The organism is Exiguobacterium sp. s7, assembly GCF_018618195.1.
Taxonomy (GTDB): domain Bacteria; phylum Bacillota; class Bacilli; order Exiguobacteriales; family Exiguobacteriaceae; genus Exiguobacterium; species Exiguobacterium mexicanum_A.
This window is the reverse complement of the sequence record NZ_JACSLO010000003.1, coordinates 181,016-206,620: the sequence shown is the minus strand read 5'-3', so window position 1 is coordinate 206,620 and position 25,605 is coordinate 181,016. Positions and strand designations below refer to the sequence as shown.

At 52.2% G+C, this 25,605-nt stretch carries 28 protein-coding genes and 1 other annotated feature; of the genes, 13 read left to right on the top strand and 15 right to left on the bottom strand.

From position 1 onward, the window contains the following. Positions 1 to 28: 28 nt before the first annotated feature. Together KNP79_RS06120 and KNP79_RS06115 are read right to left on the bottom strand one after the other, a co-directional pair. Positions 29 to 508, bottom strand: a complete 480-nt coding sequence (locus KNP79_RS06120) for an LURP-one-related family protein (RefSeq protein ID WP_034780813.1) — start codon at positions 506 to 508, stop codon at positions 29 to 31. 217 nt (positions 509 to 725) lie between these two features. Further along, positions 726 to 1,226 (bottom strand): restriction endonuclease, encoded by a 501-nt coding sequence (locus KNP79_RS06115; RefSeq protein ID WP_233005248.1) that lies wholly within the window; start codon positions 1,224 to 1,226, stop codon positions 726 to 728. Positions 1,227 to 1,345: 119 nt separating this feature from the next. Between KNP79_RS06115 and KNP79_RS06110 the strand changes: the two genes are divergently transcribed. Both KNP79_RS06110 and KNP79_RS06105 read left to right on the top strand, forming a co-directional pair. Further along, on the top strand, positions 1,346 to 3,520 hold the full coding sequence (locus KNP79_RS06110) for a PAS domain-containing sensor histidine kinase (protein ID WP_034780811.1): 2,175 nt from the start codon (positions 1,346 to 1,348) through the stop codon (positions 3,518 to 3,520). Then, complete coding sequence (locus tag KNP79_RS06105) at positions 3,517 to 4,587, top strand: SDR family oxidoreductase (protein ID WP_138860057.1); 1,071 nt, start codon at positions 3,517 to 3,519, stop codon at positions 4,585 to 4,587. Before KNP79_RS06110 ends, KNP79_RS06105 begins: the two co-directional genes overlap by 4 nt. 17 nt (positions 4,588 to 4,604) lie before the next feature. Here KNP79_RS06105 and KNP79_RS06100 read toward each other — a convergent pair whose 3' ends face one another. Then, a complete protein-coding gene (locus tag KNP79_RS06100) occupies positions 4,605 to 5,984 on the bottom strand; it encodes a TrkH family potassium uptake protein (protein WP_214797436.1) in 1,380 nt (459 codons plus the stop codon). A gap of 141 nt (positions 5,985 to 6,125) precedes the next feature. On the opposite strand from KNP79_RS06100, the gene KNP79_RS06095 reads away from it, so the two are divergent. From KNP79_RS06095 to KNP79_RS06085, 3 genes are all read left to right on the top strand, one after another. Then, positions 6,126 to 6,377, top strand: coding sequence for a hypothetical protein (locus KNP79_RS06095; protein WP_233005246.1), 252 nt, complete (start codon positions 6,126 to 6,128; stop codon positions 6,375 to 6,377). 86 nt (positions 6,378 to 6,463) lie between these two features. Then, positions 6,464 to 7,246: a flagellar motor stator protein MotA gene (motA, locus tag KNP79_RS06090; protein WP_034780808.1), complete on the top strand. Its 783-nt coding sequence runs from the start codon at positions 6,464 to 6,466 to the stop codon at positions 7,244 to 7,246. Then, positions 7,224 to 8,000, top strand: a complete 777-nt coding sequence (locus tag KNP79_RS06085; protein WP_214788341.1) for a flagellar motor protein MotB — start codon at positions 7,224 to 7,226, stop codon at positions 7,998 to 8,000. The genes motA and KNP79_RS06085 overlap by 23 nt, the downstream gene beginning before the upstream one ends. Before the next feature lie 35 nt (positions 8,001 to 8,035). Here the strand turns inward: KNP79_RS06085 and KNP79_RS06080 are convergent, their stop codons facing one another. The 4 genes from KNP79_RS06080 to KNP79_RS06065 form a co-directional block, all read right to left on the bottom strand. Further along, positions 8,036 to 9,460, bottom strand: a complete 1,425-nt coding sequence (locus tag KNP79_RS06080) for a dihydrolipoyl dehydrogenase family protein (RefSeq protein ID WP_215191577.1) — start codon at positions 9,458 to 9,460, stop codon at positions 8,036 to 8,038. Further along, positions 9,457 to 9,822, bottom strand: coding sequence for a DUF1499 domain-containing protein (locus KNP79_RS06075; RefSeq protein WP_215191576.1), 366 nt, complete (start codon positions 9,820 to 9,822; stop codon positions 9,457 to 9,459). The genes KNP79_RS06080 and KNP79_RS06075 overlap by 4 nt, the downstream gene beginning before the upstream one ends. A gap of 64 nt (positions 9,823 to 9,886) precedes the next feature. Beyond that, a complete protein-coding gene (locus KNP79_RS06070; protein ID WP_214754904.1) occupies positions 9,887 to 11,266 on the bottom strand; it encodes a sensor histidine kinase in 1,380 nt (459 codons plus the stop codon). Further along, positions 11,263 to 11,955, bottom strand: coding sequence for a response regulator transcription factor (locus tag KNP79_RS06065; RefSeq protein ID WP_034780802.1), 693 nt, complete (start codon positions 11,953 to 11,955; stop codon positions 11,263 to 11,265). The genes KNP79_RS06070 and KNP79_RS06065 overlap by 4 nt, the downstream gene beginning before the upstream one ends. 123 nt (positions 11,956 to 12,078) lie before the next feature. On the opposite strand from KNP79_RS06065, the gene KNP79_RS06060 reads away from it, so the two are divergent. Both KNP79_RS06060 and KNP79_RS06055 read left to right on the top strand, forming a co-directional pair. Next, entirely contained in the window at positions 12,079 to 12,900 is an 822-nt protein-coding gene (locus KNP79_RS06060; protein WP_021068121.1) for a Cof-type HAD-IIB family hydrolase, read from the top strand. A 36-nt stretch (positions 12,901 to 12,936) separates the two neighbouring features. Next, positions 12,937 to 13,926: an alpha/beta hydrolase gene (locus tag KNP79_RS06055; RefSeq protein WP_215191574.1), complete on the top strand. Its 990-nt coding sequence runs from the start codon at positions 12,937 to 12,939 to the stop codon at positions 13,924 to 13,926. Between the two features lie 40 nt (positions 13,927 to 13,966). Here the strand turns inward: KNP79_RS06055 and KNP79_RS06050 are convergent, their stop codons facing one another. The 4 genes from KNP79_RS06050 to KNP79_RS06035 all read right to left on the bottom strand — a co-directional run bounded on the left by KNP79_RS06050 (position 13,967) and on the right by KNP79_RS06035 (position 17,849). Beyond that, positions 13,967 to 15,529: an aromatic amino acid hydroxylase gene (locus KNP79_RS06050; RefSeq protein WP_215191573.1), complete on the bottom strand. Its 1,563-nt coding sequence runs from the start codon at positions 15,527 to 15,529 to the stop codon at positions 13,967 to 13,969. A 53-nt stretch (positions 15,530 to 15,582) separates the two neighbouring features. Further along, positions 15,583 to 15,779: a binding site (T-box leader), on the bottom strand. A 122-nt stretch (positions 15,780 to 15,901) separates the two neighbouring features. Continuing rightward, positions 15,902 to 16,579, bottom strand: a complete 678-nt coding sequence (locus tag KNP79_RS06045) for a uracil-DNA glycosylase (RefSeq protein WP_215191571.1) — start codon at positions 16,577 to 16,579, stop codon at positions 15,902 to 15,904. 80 nt (positions 16,580 to 16,659) lie between these two features. Then, positions 16,660 to 17,295, bottom strand: a complete 636-nt coding sequence (locus KNP79_RS06040; protein WP_029596264.1) for an FMN-dependent NADH-azoreductase — start codon at positions 17,293 to 17,295, stop codon at positions 16,660 to 16,662. A 122-nt stretch (positions 17,296 to 17,417) separates the two neighbouring features. Then, on the bottom strand, positions 17,418 to 17,849 hold the full coding sequence (locus tag KNP79_RS06035; RefSeq protein WP_034780788.1) for a MarR family winged helix-turn-helix transcriptional regulator: 432 nt from the start codon (positions 17,847 to 17,849) through the stop codon (positions 17,418 to 17,420). Between the two features lie 159 nt (positions 17,850 to 18,008). Between KNP79_RS06035 and KNP79_RS06030 the strand changes: the two genes are divergently transcribed. The 3 genes from KNP79_RS06030 to KNP79_RS06020 all read left to right on the top strand — a co-directional run bounded on the left by KNP79_RS06030 (position 18,009) and on the right by KNP79_RS06020 (position 19,944). Next, positions 18,009 to 18,383 carry a hypothetical protein gene (locus KNP79_RS06030; protein ID WP_034780785.1) on the top strand — a complete coding sequence of 125 codons (375 nt, stop codon included), beginning with the start codon at positions 18,009 to 18,011 and terminating at the stop codon, positions 18,381 to 18,383. Positions 18,384 to 18,476: 93 nt separating this feature from the next. Beyond that, positions 18,477 to 19,364, top strand: a complete 888-nt coding sequence (locus tag KNP79_RS06025; RefSeq protein WP_034780782.1) for a diacylglycerol/lipid kinase family protein — start codon at positions 18,477 to 18,479, stop codon at positions 19,362 to 19,364. Positions 19,365 to 19,419: 55 nt separating this feature from the next. Continuing rightward, positions 19,420 to 19,944, top strand: coding sequence for a GNAT family N-acetyltransferase (locus KNP79_RS06020; RefSeq protein ID WP_215191569.1), 525 nt, complete (start codon positions 19,420 to 19,422; stop codon positions 19,942 to 19,944). Between the two features lie 34 nt (positions 19,945 to 19,978). Here the strand turns inward: KNP79_RS06020 and cbpA are convergent, their stop codons facing one another. Then, a complete protein-coding gene (gene cbpA / locus KNP79_RS06015; RefSeq protein WP_034780770.1) occupies positions 19,979 to 20,614 on the bottom strand; it encodes a cyclic di-AMP binding protein CbpA in 636 nt (211 codons plus the stop codon). Between the two features lie 187 nt (positions 20,615 to 20,801). Between cbpA and pdxK the strand changes: the two genes are divergently transcribed. Genes pdxK through bshB2 form a run of 3 tightly spaced genes read left to right on the top strand, consistent with a single transcriptional unit; the run spans position 20,802 to position 22,701 of the window. Beyond that, positions 20,802 to 21,626 (top strand): pyridoxine/pyridoxal/pyridoxamine kinase, encoded by an 825-nt coding sequence (gene pdxK, locus KNP79_RS06010; protein ID WP_034780769.1) that lies wholly within the window; start codon positions 20,802 to 20,804, stop codon positions 21,624 to 21,626. 53 nt (positions 21,627 to 21,679) lie between these two features. After that, the gene (locus KNP79_RS06005; protein ID WP_034780768.1) at positions 21,680 to 22,051 is read left to right on the top strand and encodes a YojF family protein; all 372 of its coding nucleotides are present in this window, start codon (positions 21,680 to 21,682) and stop codon (positions 22,049 to 22,051) included. Then, positions 22,048 to 22,701 carry a bacillithiol biosynthesis deacetylase BshB2 gene (bshB2, locus tag KNP79_RS06000; RefSeq protein WP_215191567.1) on the top strand — a complete coding sequence of 218 codons (654 nt, stop codon included), beginning with the start codon at positions 22,048 to 22,050 and terminating at the stop codon, positions 22,699 to 22,701. The genes KNP79_RS06005 and bshB2 overlap by 4 nt, the downstream gene beginning before the upstream one ends. A 165-nt stretch (positions 22,702 to 22,866) precedes the next feature. Here bshB2 and KNP79_RS05995 read toward each other — a convergent pair whose 3' ends face one another. The 3 genes from KNP79_RS05995 to KNP79_RS05985 all read right to left on the bottom strand — a co-directional run bounded on the left by KNP79_RS05995 (position 22,867) and on the right by KNP79_RS05985 (position 25,559). Beyond that, positions 22,867 to 23,700, bottom strand: a complete 834-nt coding sequence (locus KNP79_RS05995) for an undecaprenyl-diphosphate phosphatase (protein WP_215191565.1) — start codon at positions 23,698 to 23,700, stop codon at positions 22,867 to 22,869. A gap of 90 nt (positions 23,701 to 23,790) precedes the next feature. Next, positions 23,791 to 24,930 carry an MFS transporter gene (locus KNP79_RS05990; RefSeq protein ID WP_251132892.1) on the bottom strand — a complete coding sequence of 380 codons (1,140 nt, stop codon included), beginning with the start codon at positions 24,928 to 24,930 and terminating at the stop codon, positions 23,791 to 23,793. A gap of 116 nt (positions 24,931 to 25,046) precedes the next feature. Next, positions 25,047 to 25,559: a type 1 glutamine amidotransferase domain-containing protein gene (locus KNP79_RS05985; protein WP_034780765.1), complete on the bottom strand. Its 513-nt coding sequence runs from the start codon at positions 25,557 to 25,559 to the stop codon at positions 25,047 to 25,049. Between the last annotated feature and the right edge of the window lie 46 nt (positions 25,560 to 25,605).

Below are 25,605 nucleotides of genomic sequence, written 5' to 3'. Positions count from 1 at the left end.
TCGCCGTGACTGGTGTTCGTCATATTGGTCACACCGATACCGCGATGGGCATCCGTGATTTTACTGTCAACGTTTTAAGGACAGACAACAACTCGAACATCGAGAGTTGGTCGGCCTCTTTCGTCAAGCAGAAGCAGTCATCCTCTTGTTTGCGGAGTTCCGCCACAAGCTTGCCTGCTTTGTCTCGAACGCTGAACTTATAGCGCTCGACATCGTATTGAATCGTATAGAGTCCGCGTTCATAGACGTTGTACTCACACTTTTTCCCGAATAACGAGAATTTGTCCTTCAACTGACCAATCGCCTGCCCGTCGTGGTTCATGACGACCCACTTTTGACAGTTCGGGATGTACTTCCCGTGAGCGATTTGACGGCCTGACAAGTTGTGCACTTGAACACTGCCCTCCGCGTCGCGGTGAACAGATCCGATCGCATCATTTGTCTCGTCATAAATGGTTGCTTCGCCTTGCGTAAAGACACAACCTTTTACATAAATTAATTTGCGCACCGCTTTTCCTCCTAATACGTTCCAACCTTGGATTTGTGTGTGTTTGGTTGGTCTTTCTATGAAACCCCCAAATTGGTACTGCTAGCCGCCTTTCCTCGTTTCAGCGACTACATATTTCATATGACGAAGATGATTATTGCATCGATTGATGAAAAAGACAACCCCTTTTTCTTCGACACAATCCGCCATTCTGTCAAAGTTGTGAACACGCCTGATTTTATCGCTTAAAACCGGCCTCTTTTAGCAACTGTTCGAGCTCCATTCTTGCAATCAGACGAACTTGATTCGGTTCCGCCAATTCGTACGCACTATCGGTATACGATGAGTTCGTCACGACCCAGCCCTCGTTCACGCCATAGTATGGAACAGACGCCGCGACTTGCTGGACGGCTTCGAGTCCGACCGCCTTTTCATAGCGTTTCGCTTGGACCGCGATCGACCATCCATCTTCTGCTTCAAGGAGCAAATCCGCCCCGAAATCACGTGACGCCGGGGTCACCGTCACGGTATACCCGAGCGCGGTGAACACTTCCTCTAAAAATAGTTCAAATTCTCGGCCGTCCATCCGGTCGATGCGGTGGATCGTCGAGAGACGCATCCGCCAAATGAGCCAAAGCAGGCCGACTGCCACGCAAGCGATGATGCTCCAAATCGGTGCATCCCACCACCATAACCCGAGGGCAATCATTAAGCTGAGCCCCATTCCTTTCACGTCCATCGCCCTCTCTATGTGTTCTTATCTTCACTTTACCGTTTGAAGGCAGGAAAACAAAGGGGGAGCTGTCGAATGTATTGAAGATGTACCCGTTTGATATAGAGAAGGAGGGATCATCGTTAATGGAGAACCGAGGACATCTCCAAAGCGAACTGCTACACGCCTTACCTTACGGTGTAGCGTTAATCACGACGGATGGGACAATCGTCCAAGCAAACCGTCCGTTTTTAGAGCAATTCCCTGAAGACTTACAAACGCGATCAAACATTTTTCATATGGTCAACCAGTCACCGATCACGATGGAGCTGTCACGACGGATGGAGCAAGGACTATCTTGGACGTATGAGATGCCGACGATCCGGATTCACGCCATCCCCAATGGTGACGTCTACATCCTCTCAATCGAGCCGCTCCCGCTCGATACACGGGTGACGGTACAACATAACGCGTTCGAAGCCATGATGCACACGGAGCTTGATATGGCGATGATCATGACCGATGCCAATCTGTTGATCAATCGCTTCAATAAAGGCGCGACCGAACTGTTCGGATATGCGCCGCACGAAGTACTCTATGAAATGACCCCATTCGGTCTGTTCGAGTCAAGAGAACTGAGCGAGAAGCGGACCCACTATCAAGACGAAACGGAGCGGCTCTTGTCATTCGAACAGATGCTTCGTGTGGCGTTAGACCGAGGCGACCGTGAATGGAAGTTCCAACGAAAAGACCGGACCCATTTCGTCGGAAAACTGTTCATGCACCCTGTCTATGAGCAGGCACGCGTCATCGGCTTTTTCTTTTTCGTGTTCGATGTCAGTCCTGAGATTGCCTTGAAAGGCGAATTGCTTCATAAAGAACAACGCTATCGCATGTTTGCCGAATCAGTCATCGAAGCTGTGCTATTCCATGAAGGCGGGACGATTTTAGACGCGAACAAGGCGGCCGAAACGATTTTTCGCATCCCGGCCGAACAGATGGTCGGCCGTCAAACGATCGAGTTCATCGCCGAAGGCTACCGGGCCGATGTGTTGCGCCGCATTCGCAATCATATCCAGACACCGTATGAGGTCATCGGCCGTCGTGAGGACGGGACGTTCCTCGAGATGGAAGTGTACCCGAAAGAAGTGACGTTCCAAGGTCAGACGCTTCGTGTCGCCGTCATGCGCGACATCAGCGACCGAAAGAAAGTCGAGCGCATGCTCGAGCGGGAGAAGAACGCCATCGCCCGGCAACGGGATATCATCCAATCGATTTTACAGGCGTCCAATGAAGCGTTCGTCTTGACCGAATCGAACGGCAGCGTCCTCTTCATGAACGTGCACGCCCGTCGTCTGCTCGATTTGCCGGGTATCGCCCCGAACAAGATGCAAGAGCGAATTCCGCTCCTGACGACATTCCGCGCGCGTGACCGCACCGAGATGTTGAAAAAAATCGATTTGTTGCTCGACGGATCGGCGCGAGAAGTGTCAATGCGCTTCTCGATTCCGCAACCGAATGATCGGGACGAGCAATATTACGAGATGTATGGGACTGGTATGGATACGAAACGCCAAATCGGAATGGACAGTGGGTTCTTGTTTGTTTTTCGCAACCGGACCGAAGAAGAACGGATGGACCAAATCAAAAACGAATTGGTCAGCACCGTGTCCCACGAACTGAGAACCCCGCTCTCGTCACTGTCGGGATATATCGAATTGATGCTCACTCGCGACTTGAACCCCGAAAAGCGTGAGCGCTACTTAAAGACGATGGCGAAGGAAGCGAAGCGTCTGACCGACCTGTTGAACGATTTTCTCGATATTCAACGAATGGAAGACGGCAATCAAGAGTATAAAAAAGACCACTTCATCTTGAACGAACTCGTCCGCGATGTTGTCGAACGCTTCCGCGAGACGAGCAATCACTCGATTCATTTCGATGACGCCGATGAATCGCTTCACCTCATCGCCGACAAAGACCGCATCGAGCAAGTCATCATCAACCTGCTCTCGAACGCGATCAAGTACTCGCCTCATCACCACGAAGTCGAGGTACGGGTCCGCCATGAACGTAACCAAGCCCACGTCTCCATTCAAGACTTCGGCATCGGGATTCCCGAGCATGCGTTCGAAGAGTTATTCAAAAAGTTTTATCGCGTCGACAACTCGGACACACGTCAAATTGGCGGGACGGGTCTTGGGCTGTCAATTTGTAAGGAAATCATCGAATCACACGGCGGTAGTATCGAGGTCGAGTCGAGCGTCGGCGTCGGCTCGACATTCACGTTCACGTTGGACTTAGCGGAGGAGACATTATGAACCATTACGCTTTCACCGGTTTCCCCGGCTTTTTAGCCGGAAAGATGATCACGCACCTCGCAACCTTGCCGAATCAAATCGGAACGATTTACGCGCTCCACCTCCCGACCGAACGTTCCGGGGCACTCGCTTTAAAACAGGAGCTGTTGGAAGCGACATCGTTACGAGATGACCAACTCGTGCTCGTCGAGGCCGATATCACGCTGCCTGAAGTCGTGCTCGACCCGATCATGCGCTCGGTCATCGAACGTGAAGTGAATTACGTGTTTCACTTGGCCGCTGCGTACGACTTGAGCATCCCTTATGATGTCGGGTATCGCATCAATCTGCTTGGGACGAAACACATCACCTCGCTCGCGAAACGGGCCCCGCACTTGAAACGATACGTCTACTTCAGCACCGCCTATGTGTCCGGACGCCGTCAAGGAACCGTTTATGAGAACGAGTTATGGCACCGTGTCCGCTTTAAAAATCATTACGAGGCGACGAAGTATGAAGCCGAGGCCATCGTCTCGCGGGAGCTCGGTTCGATGCCGGTGACCATCATCCGTCCCGGCATCGTCATCGGCCATAGCGAGACCGGCGAGACGAAAAAGTTTGACGGGGTCTACTTCGTCTTGAAGCTGATGGACCAACTCCGCCAAGCCGCCCCGCTGCCTTACATTGGACGACAGAATATCGAAGTGAACCTCGTCCCGTATGATTATGTCGTCGAGGCGACCGCTTATCTCGCCCACGCCCCGGTCGGTTTAAAACGGACGTTCCATTTGACGGACCCGTTCCCGCACGGCGCACGCGAAGTGTACCGGATGATTCATGAAGAGATGTTCGGTCGTCCTCCACGCGGGACGATTCCACACGCAGTCGCGGAGACCGGATTCTCGGCGCTGCATCTGTCGGAACGTTACGGCGTTCCGCGCGAACTACTCGCCTATTTCAAACATCAAGTCCATTTCGATACGACCCAGACGTTGCGGGCACTGAGCGGGACGGACATCGTCTGTCCTGACTTGAAAGACTACTTGCCGAAAGTCGTCGCCTATTACGAGACACACAAAAAGCCCTGAACAGGGCTTTTTGTGTGTCATCCGATTAACAACTTCTCTTTTGGATAGCGAATCTTCCGGTCCATTTGTCTCGCGACCGTGAATAGAATCGTCAACGAGCCGACGCGGCCGAGCAACATCATGAACATGATAAAGCTTTTTCCGGCATCGTTCAGTTCTGCCGTGATTCCAAGCGATAACCCGACCGTGCCGAACGCCGAGACCGTCTCGAATAGGAGCGCGGTCGCCGAAATGTGGCCGTTCGTCAAGATGGTCAGTGCGGTAATCAATAAAATAAAGATGAAACTGGTGATGGCCACCATATACGCTTTTTTGATTTGGAACGCGTCAATCGTCCGCTCCAAGATGACCGTCTCCTTTTTACCGACGATGAACGCCCACATATCCGCCAAAATGACAGCCACGGTCGTCACTTTAATCCCGGACCCGGTGGAAGCGGCCCCTGCACCGACGTACATGAGAATCAAGACGACACCGATCGACACAGGCGCCATCGTCGAGATGTCGACCGTGTTGAAACCGGCCGTCCGTGTCGTCACCGCCTGGAAGAAAGTAACGTGCAACGCTTCACCGAACGGGCGTCCATATAAACTCCCTTCCGTCGACACCCATTCAAACAGCATGAGCGCGAACCAGGCAATGCCGTTGACGATGGCGAGTGACGCAATCATGATTTTCGAATGCAGCGCGAGCCGTTTCCAGCGCTTCACCTCGGTCGCGTCCGCAATCGTCGTGAAGCCGAGCCCTCCAATCATCAAGAGGACGGCAATCGTGATGACGATGGCCGTATTCTGTTCAAATTGCATCAAACTGTCTGGCCAAAGGGCAAACCCCGCGTTATTGAACGCTGATACCGCATGGAAGAAGCCATAATACAATGCCTCGCCGAAGCGATAATCACCGGTGCTGTACAGTTCGAACGTTAAAAACAGCATGCCTAGAAACTGAACGATCAGTGTCGTGAAGACGATGTTGCGGACGAGCCGGACCGTGCCGCCAGGCCCCGACAAGTTGAGCGATTCTTGAAGGAGAATCCGCTGTTTCAAGCCGATTTTCTTCCCGAGCACGCTGAGTAACATGAGAGCGACCGTCATGAAGCCGAGACCTCCGATTTGAATCAAGGCGACGATGACGAGCTCGCCGAACGTGTTGAAGGAAGAGCCGATATCAATCGTCGACAACCCGGTCACCGTACCGGCCGACGTGGCGATAAAGAGACAGTCAATCCACGACACGGGTTGCGTCTGTGCAAACGGCATGTAGAGCAGGGTCGCACCAGTCAAGATGGCGAGTAAAAATCCAGTCGCGATAAAACGGGCCGGCTTTTCAAACACGAGCCGGTAGAGCGCTTCAATTCGTTTTATGCGCATTTCCCGCACGGTCAATCGATGTCGCATCTCGCTATCTCCTTCATATCTAGTTTTCTAAGGCTCATATTACTCCTCACTTTTAAAATTGCCAACTAGAAAAATGTATCGCTAACTGTTTGTCGATTTTTTTGGTAATATGAGAGATAGACTTTAAGAATGTTGAGGAGGTTGAATGAAACCGTGGACCCTAGTACGGTAGATCATTCGCTAACGGATGTCTCGCGAAGGTTGGAGCGTCAGTCACAATGTATGCCCGCCCATCTTTATTTCCAACTTGAAGAACTGCTACATTGGTCACTCGATCAAGAAGTTGTGAATCAATTGTACGCATTATTAAAAAAATACGACGTGTTAACCGATATAGAGCGTGAAGAACGAAATATCAGCATTCAAATGCTGATTGACGAAAACGGCGCTTAACCATCGGGAACGCATTTGCGGGAGACGAGTTAAGTCTCTCGCTTTTTTTGTCTCCCGATCTCTTTAGAAAGGTGGAAAACATAGACATGGATGTCGTCACTTTAATAGGACTTTTACTCGGTTTCTTCACGCTTATCGGCGGTATGATTTTGAAAGGCGCGGGGGTCGCCCCGCTGATCAACCCAGCAGCACTGGTCATTATTTTTGTCGGTACAGCTGCCGCGGTCAGCATCGCCGTATCAAAAGAACAGTTACAGACGGTTCCCCAACTGTTCAAAATTTTATTCAAGAAGCAAGAGTTGCCGAGTAAATCGGGCCTGTTGACGCAATTCGTCGATTTATCGACGCAAGCGCGTAAAGAAGGTTTGTTATCGCTTGAAACAGCCCTTGAACAAGTCGAAGAACCGTTCTTGAAGCAAGGCATGATGATGGTCATTGATGGCCAACCGTCCGAGTACATCGCCGAAGTGATGTCTCGTGATATCGAGAACATGGAAATACGCCATAAAGCGAACGCTGACGTGTTCACGCAAGCGGGGACATATGCGCCGACACTCGGTGTCCTCGGGGCCGTAATCGGACTCGTCGCCGCATTAAAAGATTTATCGGATATCGACAAACTCGGATATGCCATCTCAGCTGCCTTTGTCGCGACACTGTTCGGGATTTTTAGTGGCTATGTCCTTTGGTTCCCCTTCGCTAACAAGTTGAAGCAATATTCGAAGAGCGAAGTCGTCGTCAAGGAAATGATGATTGAAGGAATTTTATCCATCCAAGGCGGAGAATCACCAAAGACGCTAGAAGATAAGTTGGCCGTGTATTTGTCTCCAAAGGAGCGAGCGAACTATGAAGCGCAAAAAGAAGCATGATCATGAAGAACATATCCCTGAAGGCTGGCTCATTCCTTATGCCGATCTCCTGACGCTTCTGCTCGCTTTGTTCATCGTCTTGTTCGCCTCGAGTAACGTCGACCAGACGAAGCTCGAAAAGATGTCCCAGTCCTTTAATCAAGTGTTCTCAGGCGGGACGAGTGTGTTTCAAGCCTCGACCGCCTCGAACAGCGATATTAGCCGCACGAACAAAACGGACACGACGGCGAATCCACGGACGTACGAACTCGCCAAGCTCGATGAGTTGAAAGAAGAGGTCAATCAATACATTCAAAAGAATGGACTCGAGGATGAGATCGAAGCGACCATCAATTCGAGCGGTCTCGTCCTGACGATCCAAGACCGGGCTCTATTCAGCATGGGTGAAGCGACGCTCGATGGCGATGCTAGAGCAGTCGCCCGCTCCATCAGCGGTATTCTCGAACAAGCCGGCAATCGTGAAATCGTCGTATCGGGTCATACGGATAACATCCCGATTAATACGGCCCGCTTCCCGTCGAACTGGGAACTCAGTTCAGCCCGAGCCACCGCCTTCATGCGCGGCTTGTTGACGAACGACGCCTTGAACCCTGGGCAGTTCACACTTGCGAGCTACGGGGAATACAAACCGATTGCGACGAACGACACGGAAGCCGGACGTTCGAAAAACCGCCGCGTCGAAGTGTTGATTAAACCACTCGTCGATTTGTCAGAAGGATCGCCCAAAATGATTGATACGATCGTTTTGCCATAAAAAAATCCCACTCGATCGAGAGTGGGATTTTTTCGTTACCGCGTCCATTCAAAATATTTACGAGCGAGCTCAGTGAGCGGACTGTTGAACAAACGTTTCCGCCAGTACAAGTCGGCCGCCTTTTTGACCGCTTCGCTACGCGATGGGTACGGATAGATCATCCGGGACAGTTTACCGATCTTATCGCCCCGCTGCATCGCATAGACGACGATTTGCATCCAATCCCCGGCCGTCATTCCGACCGCGTGCCCACCGATAATCTTACCGTTCTTCCGGGTGATGATTTTGACGAATCCTGTCTCTTGACGGTCGGCGACGAACCGATCGACCTCAGACAGTTTCGCTTCAATAATCTCGACGTCATCGCCGTGACGCTCACGTGCCTCGGCCTCGGTCATGCCGACGTGGAACACTTCCGGGTCCGTGAACGTGATCCACGGCATCTTCGTGTAGTCGACCTTGTTCCATAGTCCGAACAAGGCGTTCGCCACGACGGCTTTCCCTTCTTCTCCGGCCGCATGGGTGAACGGTAACGTCTTGATCGTGTCACCGATCGCGAAAATGTGCGGTTGGGACGTCCGGTATGTCGAAGTGACATCAACGTACCCGTCTTTCACGTTCACATGCGCCCGGTCGAGCCGTAGTTCATCAATTCTCGGTTTACGGCCCGTCGCCATGAGCAGTTTGTCAGCCTCATACGTCACGGTCTCGCCATCGACTTCAGTCGTGACGTGAATACGTCCGTCCTCTTCCGCAATCTGCTTCACTTTCACCCCGATTTTCAGACGCATCGCCATCTCGAGCTGGGAGCGGAGCAATTTGCTGACAGACTCATCTTCTTTCGGTAAGAACGTGTCCTGTGCCTCAAGCACGGTCACTTGGCTTCCAAGACGAGCGAACGATTGGGCAAGTTCAAGCCCGACCGTGCCGGCGCCGATGACGATGATACTTTCTGGCAGCGTTTCTTCTTCAAAAACTTGTTCGTTCGTTAAGTACGGCACACTGTCCAATCCATCAATCGGCGGTACGGTCGGTTTCGATCCGGTCGCGATGACAAACTTTTTCCCAATCAACAAATCGTCTCCGACTTTAAGCTCGTACGGGCTTTGGAATGATGCCTCGCCGATATACACATCGACACCAAGTTTTTCGAAACGCTCCGTTCCGTCATGATCTTGGATAATGGCGCGGGCACGATCGACACGCGCCTTCGTCGTCTGGTAATGGTCGCGGCCATCAAACTCAGCTCCGAGCACACGCGCCGCCTGCATCATGCTACTCGCTTCTTTCGAAGCGGCAATCAGCGCTTTCGACGGGACACACCCGACGTGAAGACAGTCTCCACCAAGGTGTTTTTTCTTCTCGACCAAGGCGACCTTTGCGCCTAAGTTTGCGGCACCAGCCGCGACCGTCATCCCGGCCGCGCCTCCACCAATCACAATCAACTGATAATCCTTCATCTCATCAACCTCCGATAGCGTTCACTCACATCCTGCATCCGTTTCCGGTTCACCCCAAAGTCAGAGTGACCGAGTCGTGATGCCGAGCGGAATTCAATCTGTTTTGTCTCATCGTCGAATCGGAATTCAACGTCATCCTTAAAGCGCATCATTTTCGACGTGACGACATAATGGAGCGTGTCATCCGTCTCCTTGACGAGCTCGGTCCGAGGCAGTTGCCCCATCACCATCTTCATTGTCTCGATGCTCTCAGCGCGGTCTTCCCCGTATGGGAGCGGCTCCATGCGTAGCGCCTCAATTTCTGTTTCGGTCGAGACAGCGTTCGGACTACCTGATAATGGCTTCAATGATTTCGTTGCCACGAAAAAAACCTCCCTCATTCTACATACAATTACATGTATCCTGAATTCGGAAGGTTTAACCCTTTTAATGCAGTTCGCTCGGATCGAGCGGCAACAAAACAGTCACCGTCGTCCCATGACCGACCTCACTTTCAATGACGAGCTTTCCTTCGTGCGCCTCGATCAACTCCTTCGCAATCGCGAGACCAAGACCACTGCTGCCTTTCGTCACTTGCGCCTGATAGAACATTTCCGTGATGCGTTGCAGGTGATCCCGTGAGATACCAGGCCCCTCGTCAATAATCGAGATGAACGCGACCCGCTCCGATTGCACGAACCGTACGGTCAACGTCCCACCTTCGGGTGAGAAGCGAATGGCGTTCTCGAGTAAGTTTAAAAATACTTGTTTCAACCGGTTCTCATCAAACAGTCCAATCGATTTTTGGGGGTACCGTTCGATGAGGGTGATCTGTTTATCCTCGAGCGACTGTTTCAACTGAATCGTCACTTTCCGTAACAGCGATACGAGGTCGAGTTCTTGCCGATACAAAACGAGCCGGCTCTCTTCAATTTTCGTGTAATCGAGCAACTGCTCGACGAGCCCAATCATCCGCTCCGTCTCCGAATGGATGATGCTCAAACCGAGCTCGGTCTCCTCTGACACTTTCTCGTCCCCGCCGCGAATCGTCTCGGTCCATCCTTTGATCGAAGTGAGCGGCGTCCGCAACTCGTGCGACACGTTTGATAGAAATTCATTTCGTGTCGATTGATGCTGCTGCACTTTCGCTCCTAAATACGTCAGCGTCCGGGCCAGTGCCCCGAGCTCATGTTTTTCATTGGAATAGACTTCGACGTCAAAATCACCTTGCGCCATCTCATCAGCCGTCTCAATGATGTCTCGAATCGGTCGGACGAAGCGGTCTGCAATCCGAATGACGGCATAGAGCGCGACCAGCCAAATCAAGACGCCAATCATGACGACAGCCATCCAAATCTCGCGAATCAACGTATCGAGATCGGCGAGCGGCCGCGTGAAGCTGATGGCGAATTCACTCGTGCCGTCCGTGATGATGGGACTCGTCACCGACAAATAGTGGTTCCCTTCCGCATCGTAATCTTGGACGATGGACTCACCGCGGGCGAGGTCTTGCAGTTGTTCCGGTGTGAAGGCCGCCTGCTGCGCCCGCTGTCCCGTCGTTTTAATGATTTGACCGGTCCGGTCGACAATCGTCAAATCGGTGCCTGGATACCCGAACGTCCGGACGAGAACCGAGAACGCGCTCGGTGTTTCAAAACCGACTTGCGCCTGGGGATAGAGATAGGCACTCGTCGTCGCATGGCTAAGTAAGGCCTCTGATTCATATTCATAGTAGTAGCGGTACGTTCCGTACGACAAGACGCTCACGAGCAAGACGAGCACGAACGTCATGACGAGCATAATCCGAATGACGAGCTGTTGCTTCATCCGTCATGTCTCCGCCATTTGTACCCGTGCCCCCACAGTGTCTCGATATAAGCCGGGTGGCTCGGATCATCTTCAATTTTTTGACGGAGGCGACGAATGTTGACGTCGACCGTCTTTCTGTCCCCGAAGTAATTGATGCCCCAAACGGCATCTAACAGCGCGTCACGTGATAAGACGACTTCCTCGTTTTGGACGAGGTGACAAATCAAATCGTATTCGGTCGGGGTCAAATCAATCGACTGCCCATACTTCGTCACTTGCTTCGCTGCCAAGTCGATGGCGAACGGTCCGGACTTCAATCGCTTCTTCTCTTTTCGTTTCACTTTCTCGACACGTCGGAGGAGTGCTTGAATCCGCGCCACGAGTTCGCCGGGACTGAACGGCTTGGCGATGTAGTCGTCCGCCCCTCGGCCGAGTCCTTCGATTTTATCTTCTTCGAGTGTGCGCGCCGTCAGCATGATAATGCCGACATTCTCATCTAAATCACGGATGGCCGCACATGCCTCAAAACCGTCCATCTCTGGCATCATCACATCCAATAACACGACATCGAACGGTTCACGATCAAACGCCGTGACCGCCTCGCGTCCGTTCGTCGCCTCAAAGACGTCGAATCCGGCCCGCTTTAAATTAACGATGATAAAGCTGCGAATCGCATGCTCATCTTCGGCTACTAATATTCGATTCATCATTCCACCTCTTCTGAAATTCACTACTTCTTAATAGTTACGTTTTTGCGACAAGGTTGTCAATTGACCTCAAATCGTATTAGGATGGAGTCATTAGATTCTGAAGGAGGACTCCTTACCATTATGAGTTACAAGATGATTGTTTTAGATATGGACGATACGCTCCTCACGAGCGATCACACGATTTCCGCCAAGACGAAAGCTGCCTTGCTAGATGTACAAGAACGCGGACATAAAGTCGTGCTCGCGAGCGGTCGCCCGACATACGCGATGTGGGATGCCGCCCGTGAACTCGAACTTGCCAAATATGGTAGCTATATTCTCTCATTTAACGGTGCCTCAATCATCAATTGTGAGACGAATGAAGAAATCTTCTCGAGTACGTTGCTTCCGGAAACGGTCGCCCATCTCCATGATATCAGTGTCCGGGAAGAAATCGCGATTCATACGTACATCGGTAACGAAATCGTAACCGATCAACCGAACCCGTATACTGATATCGAAGGTGAATTGACGGGGATGCCGGTCATCCATGTCGCCGACTTCAAAGAAGCGGTCACGACGCCTGTCGTCAAATGTCTCATGCTCGGTGACGGCGACACGCTTGCCCCGATTGAAACGAAACTCCAAGTCGAACTCGAAGGCAAACTCGCCGTCGCCCGTTCGAAACCGTTCTTCCTCGAATTTACGGAAGCCGGTGTGACGAAAGGGACGAGCCTCGCCTTCTTAGCGGAGCACGTCGGCATCGAGCAAGCCCACGTCATCGCTTGCGGAGACGGGAACAACGACTTGACGATGATTGAATGGGCCGGGCTTGGGGTCGCAATGGGCAACGCCAACACAACGGTCAAAGGCAAAGCCGACTTCATCACGAAATCAAACAATGAAGACGGGATCGCGCACGTTATCGAAACGTTCATGGGAACTGTCCTCGTCGATCGATAAACGGACAACTCAGGTTGAATTCAAGGAGGAATTACGATGAATAAAGGATTGAAACGGGCGGGACTCGGACTCGTCGGCACGGCTGTCGCCGGTGCCGCCTATGTATTCTTGTCCCCGAAACCGACCTCACGCCTCGTCAAAACCTCATTTGCCGGCGGGAACGAAGTGGCCATTAAAGGGTTCGAGGAAGTCGTACAAAAAACGTCGGTCCGTAAAGACATCGACTATCATTCGGCTTACGAGAACGGAACGTTCGACTTGATTCGCTACGAAGGTGAGAAGCAGATTGTCCCAACCATCTTTTGGGTGCACGGCGGTTCATTCGTCGGTGGCGATAAGGCCGACGTCTTCAAGTATGCGACGTCGATCGCAAGCAACGGCTACAACGTCGTCAGCGTCAATTATGCGCTCGCTCCAGACGTCACGTACCCCGTCCCGCTCCAGCAGCTTGAAGAAGCATACACGTATATCGCGGAAAACAATGACCGCTTCCGTCTCGACCTCGACCGCGTCTTCTTTGCGGGCGATTCGAACGGGGCCCAACTTGTGGCCCAATTCGTCGGAATCCAATTGAACGATGGCTACGCACCGTCTGCCGAAGTGAAGCAAATCGTCCCGAAATCGTCGATTCTCGGCACGGTTCTCATGTCGGGTCCGTACGATTTGAAACGGAGCATCGTCGAGTCATCGAAGGCGGTCAACCGCTTCTTGTTCAAACGGATTGGTTGGGCTTACTTCGGAACGTACAATTGGGAAGACTTGCCGGTCGTCGCGGAAGCGTCGCCGCTCGTAAATATCCCGGCCACGTTCGTTCCGACGTTTATCACCGATGGCAACACCGGTTCGTTCGAAACGCAAGCGAAAGAATTTGCGACGATCCTCTCAGGTCGGACTGACGTCACGAGCGTCTTTTACGACCGAAACGAACATGCGCTCGGCCATGACTACCATTTCGAAATGGATAAGCCAGCCGCCAGTGCCACGTATCGCCGTTTAATCACGTTCTTGCGTGAAACGACACGTTAACAAATAATCCCCGCCCATGATAGGGCGGGGATTATTTTTGTCAGTTGAGCAATGCGAGCGCGCGGCCGATCAACTCATGACGCGATGGCGACGTTTCACGTAACGCGTGCAACCGTTCCGTCAACGCCTGTCGAAGCGCATCAGACTCGACGAGCTCCAAGCATTCGATGTGGAGCAACCAAGCATCGGGATGATCAGCAAGAATCGTCGGCACGAGCTCATCAATCGACTCGCCTTGCTCCCGCATATTGCGAATTCGATTGAACATCGGGTCATCGTTCGTCCAAACACGGGCGTCACGTTCGATTTGGACCGGCTTCTCCAAGATGATGAGCTCTTCAATCTCGGTGCCTGGGAAGATCGATGGGAGCGTGTCTTGTCTCACTTCAAGTGTCGTGAGATGGATTTGCCGGTCTTCAATCGTGACGATGACGTCTTCGAACTGTAACGCTTCCGTCGTCTCGCTGACGAGGCGTCCGTCCAGTCGAATCTCTGCCGTCGCCAATACGTCTTGAAGCGGTCCATCGAGAACGAGTACGCCGTGGTTCTGTAAGTTCGTCAATTGACCGTGATTGACGTTCACACAGTCGTCCCACTGGACGAGCGCATGGGCCCCGGAGCGTGTCACGTGACGAATCACACCGACGCGGTCCGTCCCGTCTTCAAGCCGGACGGTCGATTGACTGCCCGACGCGAGCGCTTTCTCGAGCGAGGCGATTCCACCTTGGTTGACCGCCATCCGTGACTCGAGTTCGTCTAGCGCGTCCTTCAACGCTTCAAAGTCCGGGATGACGAACAACTCGCGTTGCATATTCGTCACGTCCTGTTTCGTTTCGAGTGCGTGCTCTAAATTGAACGGATGTTTCGTGACGGCGTCAGTCAAACAATGACGGCTCTCCCCGACCGATGATAACAGTCCTGCCCCGTAGATGAGCGGGTTGTCCACCTCACCGATGAGACCGAACTCGACCGTCCACCAAAAGATGCGAGCGACTTGTTGCGCTTCAGAGAAGCCGGTTACTTGGGCTTTGGCCGCATGAACCGCCGCTTCGGCTGCCGCGATCTCCTCGTCCGTCGAGTTCGCATTCTCCTTCACGACGGTCAATCGTTTCAGTGCTGCAAACGAGGCGTGTTCTTCACGATTCATGAACGCTTTCGCTCCAAGCTGTCCGAACCGCTTCACGATTTGGGAGAACTCCGGATCCATCAACATCGGTGCATGACCAGCCGCCTCGTGGATGATATCTGGTGCCGGACTGTACAAAATATTCTCGACTTTACGAATATCGGTCGCGACCGGCAACATGCCGTTGCCTTGGAAATCAAAGAAAGCGACGCCTGGGATGAGTCCATCGACCGCGACCGTCGACCAACCGGCCTCTCGCATCTCTTCGGTCATCTTTTCAACGTCAGGGAGACGCTCTGGCCCCATGCCCGTCTTTTTCAACCCTTCGATGTAGAACGGGTGGGCCTTCCCTTCAAGCGTGTGCAAGTTCAGTCGCAAGACGAAGCGCCAGACAGCATGATCCGTCGGCGTATACTCGTCGTAGAACTGTGGCGAAATATGTGGGGCCAAATGGCGTGGAATGATTTGTGTGAGCATGATGTTTCCTCCTTTGATTGACTGAACGTAAAAAAGTCCCTATCGATTCACTCGATAGGGACGACGATGCCGCGGTACCACCCTGATTACTAGACGGACGTCTAGTCACTCTATTCCGATAACGGGGGACCGCTCAACACGTGAGAGCTCGCGAACTGTAATTCGATTCATCCTTTGGGCGTGTTCACAGCACCACACGCTCTCTGGGCCAGGGAAGATGTCTCTACTTCGGTTCGGTCATCGCTTTTATACTGTTATACAGTTATGCTTCTATGCACATGTGCTTTTAAGCGATAAAGTATCTTGTTGGTAGTAACGATAACAGACCGTTTGAATGTCGTCAACAAAAAAACAGTCCGCATCTGCAGACTGTCACAAACACCAATCAATTTCAGGTTGTCCCCACTCACTCAACTTCGCGTTCACTTGCGAGAACGGCTTCGATCCGAAAAAGCCGCGATGGGACGAGAGCGGGCTCGGATGGACCGACGTCAAGACGGCATGTTGCGGGCCAATCCATTTCTGTTTCTTCTTCGCGTCGTTCCCCCATAAGACGAACACGATCGGCTCTTCACGCTGCCCGAGTCGCTCGATGATGGAGTCGGTGAACTGTTCCCAGCCCTTCCCGCGGTGAGACCCAGCCTTGCCTGCCTCGACCGTGAGGGCGGTGTTGAGCAATAGCACGCCTTGTCGGGCCCATTTCTCCAAATTGCCGCTGGTCGGGACCGGACAGCCGACATCGTCCTGCAATTCTTTAAAGATATTACGGAGTGACGGCGGAAGGCGGACGCCGTCTTGGACCGAGAAACTGAGTCCATGCGCTTGGTTCGGTCCGTGATAGGGATCTTGCCCGAGGATGACACATTTGACGTCCTTGAACTTCGTATAGACGAACGCGTTCCAAATATCTTCTCGCTCCGGATAGACGGTCGATGTCGCATACGCTTCATCGACGAACGTCTTTAGCTCGGCAAAATATGGTTCGCTCATCTCGGTCGCGATGATTTCACTCCAATCGCCGAGCAGGCGATTTGATAACTGTTCTCCCATGTTCTTCTCCCCTTTCCGTCTTATCATACCCGAATCGATGGCACACAAAAAGACGAGCCCGATTGGACTCGCCTTGACAATTATACTGTGACTGCGCCTGCGACTTCTTTCGCAAGTGCTTCTGCTTTCGCTTTTGCGTCAGCAACGATTTCTTCGATTTTGTCTGGGTATTGGTTCATTCCTTCAACTGGAAGTGTCGTCACTTCTGTCACGCCGACAAATGCGAGCGCTTGACGGAGGTAAGCGTCTGCGAAGTTGAGGTCCGTACCCGTGTAGATGCCACCCGTACCTTGGATGTGGATCGCTTGTTTGTTCTCGAGAAGACCGACTGGACCTTGCTCTGTGTAACGGAATGTTTTACCAGCCGTCAAGACGCTGTCGAGGAACATCTTCATGCGTGCTGGGAAGAAGAAGTTCCACATTGGCGTCGCGAACACATACATGTCAGCTTCCATGAACTTCTCGAGCATACCGTTCATTGTTGCGACTTTAGCCGCTTCGACGTCTGTGAGTGCTTCGCCTGATGCGAATTTGCCCCATGCGCTGAGGACGTCGCCATCGATTTCTTGGACATCGACATCGTAAAGTTCAATCGCTTCAACTTCGAGTGACGCATTCTCGTTCGTGAGTGTCGTCATGAATGTTTCAGCGACTTGTTTGCTGTATGACAATTCTGTCGGTTTCGGGTTAGCAGATACGTATAATACCTTTTTCATAATGGGTTCCTCCATAAAAGTAATCTCTATTTGTAACAACAGTTTGAACTATATCATCTGTATATCTCACAGTCAATTATTTTAACTTCAAGATAAATGAGTCAAAAAAAAACCGGCAGGCGTCATTTGCCTGCCGCGTTATAACCGACCCGTTTTAATAGGTCGATCAGCATTTCCGTCTCCTCTTCACTAAGTGGGCCGTAAATGTCTTTAAAGATTTCGATATGTTCGGGATAGACGACGTCCATCAAACGCTTGCCTTCTTCGGTCAACGAAGCATACGTGACGCGTCGGTCAGATGGACAAGCCACACGTTCAATCAAGCCACGTTTTTCAAGCTTATCGATCACGTATGTGACACTGCCGCTCGTAATCAAAATTTGATCTCCGATTTGCTGGAGCGGGGTATCCCCTCGTTTATACAATACGGATAAAACACCGAACTCTGTTGAATTCAATTGGTGGCGTCTTAAATCGTCCTTTACACGGTCACTGATCGCGTCCATCGCCCGCGCTAAAACGATCCACGCCTTCAATTCGAGTGATTCAATCATGTCGGTTTCACCTCAATTCGTTCATCATTTACCTTTAGTATAGCAGGACATGAGCAGTATACGGTGGGAAAAACGCTTCGTCAAGAAACTTCTTCATTGTCGCCCCTGTCTGAAACGTATAGAATGGAATTATTGCGATTTTTAGAAAGGGTGGACGGTATGCGTGAGTATTACGAGATTTCATTGACGATTAAACAAGCCTATTTGAGTACGGTCATCGAGTTGTTGAACCGGGAAGGGATCGCCCCAGACTATGCGCTCGAAAAAGAAGGCGCGGTCTTTTTATTGTTCAACCACTTACCATGGCCGAACGTCACGCGCGAACCCCATGCGGTCGAGCGCTTTTTGTTGACGTTGGCGCGTGAGGACTATTTGTTCGTCAAAACGAAACGCAAGTCCCCCGTCCCGGACCATGAACCGGTCGCCTGCATGGGCGCGTTTGACTCACCGTTCCATGAGCATTTGAAGATTGAACTCGCCGTCGACGAATCGGATGCGAGCCATCTTGATATGTCGGCGTTCCGGCACTACTGAACAACACATCTGTGTTGTTTTTTTTATGACTAGTCTGGTCATATGACGGGAATAGATGACAATATCTGAGTGTGAAAAGGAGAATGTGCTTTGATGGATACAGTCATGTTAATCGTCAACCCATCGTCTGGGAAAGAGTTAGGGAAAGAACACGCCGCGGCAGCGGAGGAAGTCTTACGTGAGCGTTACGGGAACGTCGATGTCCGGTTCACGGAGAAAGCTGACGATGCCACCCATTTCGCAAAAGAAGCGGCATCGAAACAATATAAAGCCGTCATCGCGATGGGTGGCGACGGGACACTGAACGAGGCCGTCACCGGTCTCGCCGAAGCCGACCATCGTCCTGATTTCGGCATCATCCCGCTCGGTACCGTCAACGACCTCGCCCGCGCGCTCGGCGTCCCGAGCGATCCCGCAGATGCCATCGAGGCGCTCAAGACAGCTCAACCGACACCGATGGATATCGGCAAATACGAGAATGGCTATTTCATGAACGTCATCGCCATCGGGCTCATCGCCGAGGCCGTCGACGAGGTCAGTGTCGAGGAGAAAACGAAATGGGGCCCGTTCGCCTACTTGATCGAAGGCATCAAAGCGTTCCGCGAACATAGCCCGTATGCGCTGTCGGTCCAAGCCGATGAGCACACGTTCGACGGAGACGCCTATTTGGTCGTCATCGCCCTCACGAACTCGGTCGGCGGGTTTGAGAACTTTGAACCGGACGCTGAGTTGAACGATGGCTTGCTTCATGTCTATTTATTTGAAAACCTCGGCTTCAAAGACGCGGTCCAACTCGCACCGGCCCTGTTCACCGGCAAGTTGAAAGAAACGGACAGCGTCACGTCGTTCACGACGAAACGCGTGCATGTCGACTCACCAGAATCGCTTCCGGTCAATGCTGACGGCGACACGGGCGGGCAGCTGCCGCTCACGTTTGAAGTACTACCGAGTCATTTGAACGTTTTGAAGCCGGTCGAGTAAAACAAGGATTTTCCCCCTTAAACGCGAAAGAGTGTCACGGAAAGGAGGGGAAAGGATGACCATCTCGCTCGTCCCTTTACTGAAAGCGTCGAACGCCATCGCCGCAACGTTCAACCGTTGGAACAACGACCCGACAATCGTCCATTTGATTCGTCCCGTCCGCTCGGAGGAAGAACTCGCCGCCGAACATCACATGACGGTCGAGGACTTGACGGACCGCCTCCGGACCCATGACATCTTCCTCATCTACGCAGATGACGTGCTCGTCGGTGAGGTGAATATCATCTATGATACCCCGCATCTGTACGACAACGAACGCGGAAGCGCCTGGCTCGGACTCGTGATTGGAGAGCCGACCGGTCGCGGGAGAGGTGTCGGTACAACGGCCCTGACCCTGTTAGAAGAACGATTGCGTGCACAAAATGTGCCTCGCATCGAGCTCGGTGTGTTTGGATTCAATGAAGCGGCTCATCACCTTTATCGAAAGGTCGGCTACACGGAGATTGCCCGTATCGAGGCGTTCACGTACTGGGACGGTCAATTTTGGCCGGATATCCGGATGGAAAAACGATTGGATTGAATAAGGCCTTCCTCGCATCGAGGAAGGCCTTTCGTCAGTTATTTAAATTCTCGACTTCGACGACGCGGAACCCTTTTTGTTCGAGTTTCGCGACGATTTTGTCTTTCTTCGGCTCGTCGCAATCAGGCGGCAACGTGATCAATACCCGGCGCAAGACTTTACTCTTGGCATCAAGCGTCATGAGACTGGCAATCGATGAGTATTTGCTGATGATTTTCGTAATCTTCTCAAGCGCCCCCGCTTGCTCACTGAGTGCGATTGTGACGACATAACTCCCCGTGTCACGACTCCATGCCTCTTCGAGCATGCCGAGCATCTTCCCGTGCGGCAAAATCCCGTAGAATTCGTTGCTCTCATCTTTCAAGACCGCGATATACGGTAATTCTTTGATCGAGAAGAACACTTTGAAGAAACCGTCCGATTCATGGACGTACTTTTGCGTGTTCTTGATGAGCTCCATGACGTTGTCGTCTAGGCTCGCCCCACTCATCCCGTGGCGATAAATATGCATTTTATAGATATTACCGCGGAAAAACGTTCCCGTCTCATCGAGCACAGGGACACAGCGGTAGCCTGTCTTTTCGAGCGTGTCGAGCGCCTCGCGTAATGTCGCCTTTTCACTGATTGTGACGACATCTTTCTTCGGAATGCATAAGCTATGCACTAACATGCGGTTTTCCTCCTAGCCAATTGAAAGTGGTCTACACCCTATTCATTACTATTCCCCAAATATGATTGAAATCCTGCCATCAATTTTCGAAACTTATTCCGGCGCGAAAACGACCTCGGAATTTGTCGTAGCGTCAAAAAGTCGTTATAGTGAAACTATCCAAACAGACAAAGGGGATTGAACGACTATGACAATGAAAAAAGCGTTAACGATCGCTGGCTCGGATACGAGCGGCGGTGCAGGCATCCAGGCTGATTTGAAGACGATGGAAGAGCTCGGTGTTTACGGGATGACCGCACTCACGGTCATCGTGGCTCAAGACCCGCATAACGCGTGGCACCACGAAGTATTCCCAATCGACACGACGTTGATTGAGAAACAAATCGATACGGTCCTCGCCGGAATCGGTGTCGATGCCGTCAAGACAGGCATGCTCCCGACGCCAGAGATCATCGAACTCGCCGCTCGTAAAATTAAAGAATACGGCATCCAGAACGCGGTCGTTGACCCGGTCATGGCTTGTAAAGGTGCAGACGAGATTCTCAACCCGGACGTCGCGGTCGCGATGCGCAAGCACCTCGTACCGGTCGCTAAAATCATCACACCGAACTTGTTCGAGGCGCGCATGCTCGCAGGTCTCGATAAAACACCTTCGACGATGGATGAAATCAAAGAAGCTGCTCGTTTGATCCATGAGCTCGGCGCTGAGATTGTCATCGTCAAAGTCGGCGGCAAGCTCGGGTTTGATACAGCATTCGACGTGCTTTACGACGGTAACGAGTATCGTCTCCTTGAGAGCGAGAAAATCGAGCCTGCCTTCACACATGGCGGCGGCTGCACGTTCTCGTCAGCGATCGCGGCCTCACTCGCGAACGGTCACTCGGTCGACGAGGCCATCCAAATCGGAAAAGAGTTTATCACTGAAGCGGTCCGTCACTCGTTCCGCCTCAACCAATACGTTGGCCCGACGAACCATACCGGTTACCGTAAAAAACTAGCAACACAATCTTAACGGGTGGCCCGGGACGTATGTCTCGGGTCATCGTTTCCATTGGAGGGAACCGCGTGAAATCGATTCAACCTACAACTATCCAGACATACTTGGACGCGCATGTATCCATGCCGCTCTATGTCCACGTCGAGACGACGAACGGGGCGTATGCGACGCATAACGACCCTGACTTTCATAACGCCGGCATGTTCATCCGGAACGTCGTCATCGAATACAGCATCGGCCAAATCAAAGGCAACGGTCCATATCGGGTCGGCTTGAAGCTCGATCACGGTTGGCTTTACGTCGAAGGATTGACCGATTACGAACAGCATGGGGACCAGCTCCTGCTCGCCGGTCATGACCGGCTCGGTCGCCTCGCCTGCGCCTTACACTTAGATATCAAACCGCTCCCACAAGGAGCCTCGGAGGTGGAAAGCCAATGAATGGACCGTTACTCGTTATTTTTCCGCATCCTGATGATGAAGCGTTCAGCTCGGCCGGGACGATCATCCAACACCTTAAGAACGGCTTCCCGGTCACGTACGTCTGTCTGACACTCGGTGAGATGGGCCGCAACATGGGCTCGCCGATTTTCACAACACGGGAAGAGTTACCGAAGATTCGCAAGCATGAGCTCGAGGAAGCATGTGCCGTCATGGGCATCGACGACCTCCGCATGTGGGGACTCCGCGATAAGACCGTCGAGTTCGAAGACGAAGCGGAACTCGCTGGACGGTTCAGCGCGTTAATCGAAGAAGTGAAACCGGCCCGCGTCATTTCCTTCTACCCGGGCTACGCCGTCCATCCCGACCATGAGGCGACAGCACGAGCGGTCGTTCGAGCGCTCCAAGAGATGGATGAAGCGAGTCGTCCAGAGTTTTTAGGCGTCGCCTTTGACCATCGCACCGAAGCGGAACTCGGAAAGCCGCACGTCCTCATCGAAGTCGGCGACGAGAGTGCCGCGAAACGCGAGGCGTTGCTCGCCCACCGCTCTCAGACGGAAGGATTGCTGCGGGCCATCGACAACGCAGAAAACGCCCACGTCATGGAGTTACTCCAACGTGAGCGTTTCTATCACTATCCGTTCTCATGATTCGTAAGCGAGACGCGTCATGTACAAGAGTGCACCGACAGCCCCGAGGCCAATCAACGTTCCCAATACGACAACGATATGTTCCATGTTCTCACCTCTACTTGGTTATACGAACTTGATGGATCATTGGTTTCAAAGCGCATGTGCTGACATGCGCTTTTTTTCTTAGAAGTACAAGAAGTAAATGATAGCCGCCAACATGATGCGATATATGGCGAACGGCGTCAATTTGACTTTATTGATCAACTTCAAGAAGAACTTGATCGACAACAGCGCGAATAAGAACGCGCTAATGAATCCGACGACGAAGACCGGGAGGGTCGCCATCGTGAAGTACTCCCATTTGCTGTAGAGCGAGAGCGCACTAGCACCGAACATAATCGGTACGGCCATGATGAACGTGAAGTCCGCCGCGGCCCGGTGACTCATCCCTAAGAGGACACCGCCCGAGATGGTCGACCCTGAGCGTGAAAAACCTGGCCAGAGCGAGAAACATTGAATCAAGCCGACACCGAGCGCCTGCTTGTACGAAATCTCATCGAGCGTTGCTGTCGTCTGACGCTTCACGCCTGACAAATCGGCGGCAATCATAAAGAACGCGCCGATGACGAGCCCGATTAAGACCGTCTTGATCGAAAACAAGTGTGTGTCGATATAATCCTCGAACATCAACCCGAGCACAGCGGCCGGGAGCAGCCCAATCAATATATGTAACACATTCAATTTGTTCGTCGGCCCGCTGTTACGAATCGCCAGCAATTCTTTCGGATTCAATAACTCTTTGAACCGACTTCGAAACACGACGATGACCGCTAAAATCGAACCGAGCTGAATCACGATTTTAAACGTGTTCGCGACCTCTTGACCGAGGAAGCTGCTCGAATTGAGCCATAGGTCGTCCACAAGAATCATGTGCCCCGTCGACGAGACCGGGGCGAACTCTGTCATCCCTTCGACGACCCCTAACAAAAATCCAATCAGTAACTCATACCATTCCATCGTCTGTCTCCTACTCCAGTATTGTTTCTTATCATACACGGTTGCTTCTCCGCCCGCCTCGGTCTTGAGGCGTAAAAAAAGGATGCTCGCTTAAGCATCCTTTTTCCAAGTAACGAATATGATGAGCAATTGATGCATACAAACGACGATCCCAATCCATAAAAAGGCAACGAAGAGCGTCATACCGGCCCCGATTACAAACACTAGTCCGATGAGGATTATACTAACGTGCAGCAACATCGAGACGGATGACTCGGTCGTCGCCCGGATGACAGACGGGACACGGTGATGCAATGCCCCGAGATAGAGCGGTTCGACGATGCCGATAAGAAACGCCATGCCTGCCATCCAGACGAGTTCGACTTGTCCTGGGAAAAAGCCGAGAATGACAAAACCGAGACCGATGCCCCAACCGATTCCGTGCAACCAACGATCGACCGTCGTGATGTGTAACAGGACCGGGGCGAGCAGTTGCCCTGGTATTTGAATGAGCAACAGGACAGTCGAAATCATTCCGAACCAATAGATGGGAACTTCGACGTCACGGGCGTACAACTGCCAAAACTCATCGATGAAGTTGAACGCACCGATTGTCACGATGAACACCGACGACAAGGCAAGTAGCTGGTGGTCGTGCCACACGAAGCGAAAACCTGCCCCGATATCCGCCCATGTCATTCGTTCCTCTGTCACGACTCGTCTCGGCTCGACAAGGCCGAGGCTACATGCTGTCGCGATAAACAAACTGACAATCGACAGCACATAGTTCAGTTCAAACGGGAAGCGTGTGGCCAGCAAGGCGCCGCTGATTGCCGCGAGAACGGCGGCAACGATTCCGATGACATTCAATCGGCCGACCCAGCGCTCGAACGTCTCCGTCTTCCCATCCTGTTCAAGCGTCTCGTAGAGCAGTGCATTCTCCGCCCCGCTCCGGAGCGCCGCTCCAATGCCTGACAAAGCGATGGCTAAGGCGAAACCGCCGAACGAAAAGGACACAAGTAACACGACAAAGGAACCCCACTCGAGTGCAGTCCCGATTTGCAACAGACGTCGGCGTTCCAAGCGATCGGCTAACACCCCGGTCGGCACTTCGAGGATGACGACAAGGACGGCATAGAGCATTTCGAGATAGACGACTTCTTGCATCGTGATCGTCCGCGACTCCCAAAACAGACGCTCAATCGTGTAGGCTGGGATGAGCGCCTCGAACCAACGCATCCATCCAAGCAACGTAACGTTTCGACCGACTTAGCTAGGTGAACGTGCTCGTTTCATCTAAATCTCCTCCTTATTCACCTATTCCCGATTGCACAAAAAAAGCCACGGGAAATTCCGTGGCCAGACGATTATTTGAGCAGATTAAGGATTTCGCGATTGAACGCCGGGATGTCGTCCGGTTGACGGCTTGTCACCAGCTGTTCTTGGCAGACGACGACTTCTTTGTCCGCATACTTCGCACCGGCATACTCCATGTCGACTTTAATCGACTTATAACCGGTTGCATCGCGGCCTTCGAGCGTCTTCGCCGTAATCAACAGTTGTGGGCCGTGACAGATAGCGAACACAGGTTTCTTCGCGTCCATGAACGCTTTCGCGAATTGAACGAATCGCTCGTCTTCACGTAACAAGTCGGGTGAGAACCCACCTGGTAACAGCAACGCGTCGAAGTCTTCCGGCGACACGTCATCGATTGCTTTGTCGATCGTGACTTTCGACTCGCCTTGTTTGCCTTCAACCGTGTTACCGGCTTTCTTTTCAATCGTGACAACTTCGTGCCCCGCTTCCACCAATGCGTCGCGTGGACCCGTGAACTCTACGTCTTCAAACATATCTGTGATTAGCGTTGCTACTTTTGCCATATTGAAAACACTCCCTCATTATTTTTATGCACATAAGGAGTGTTCC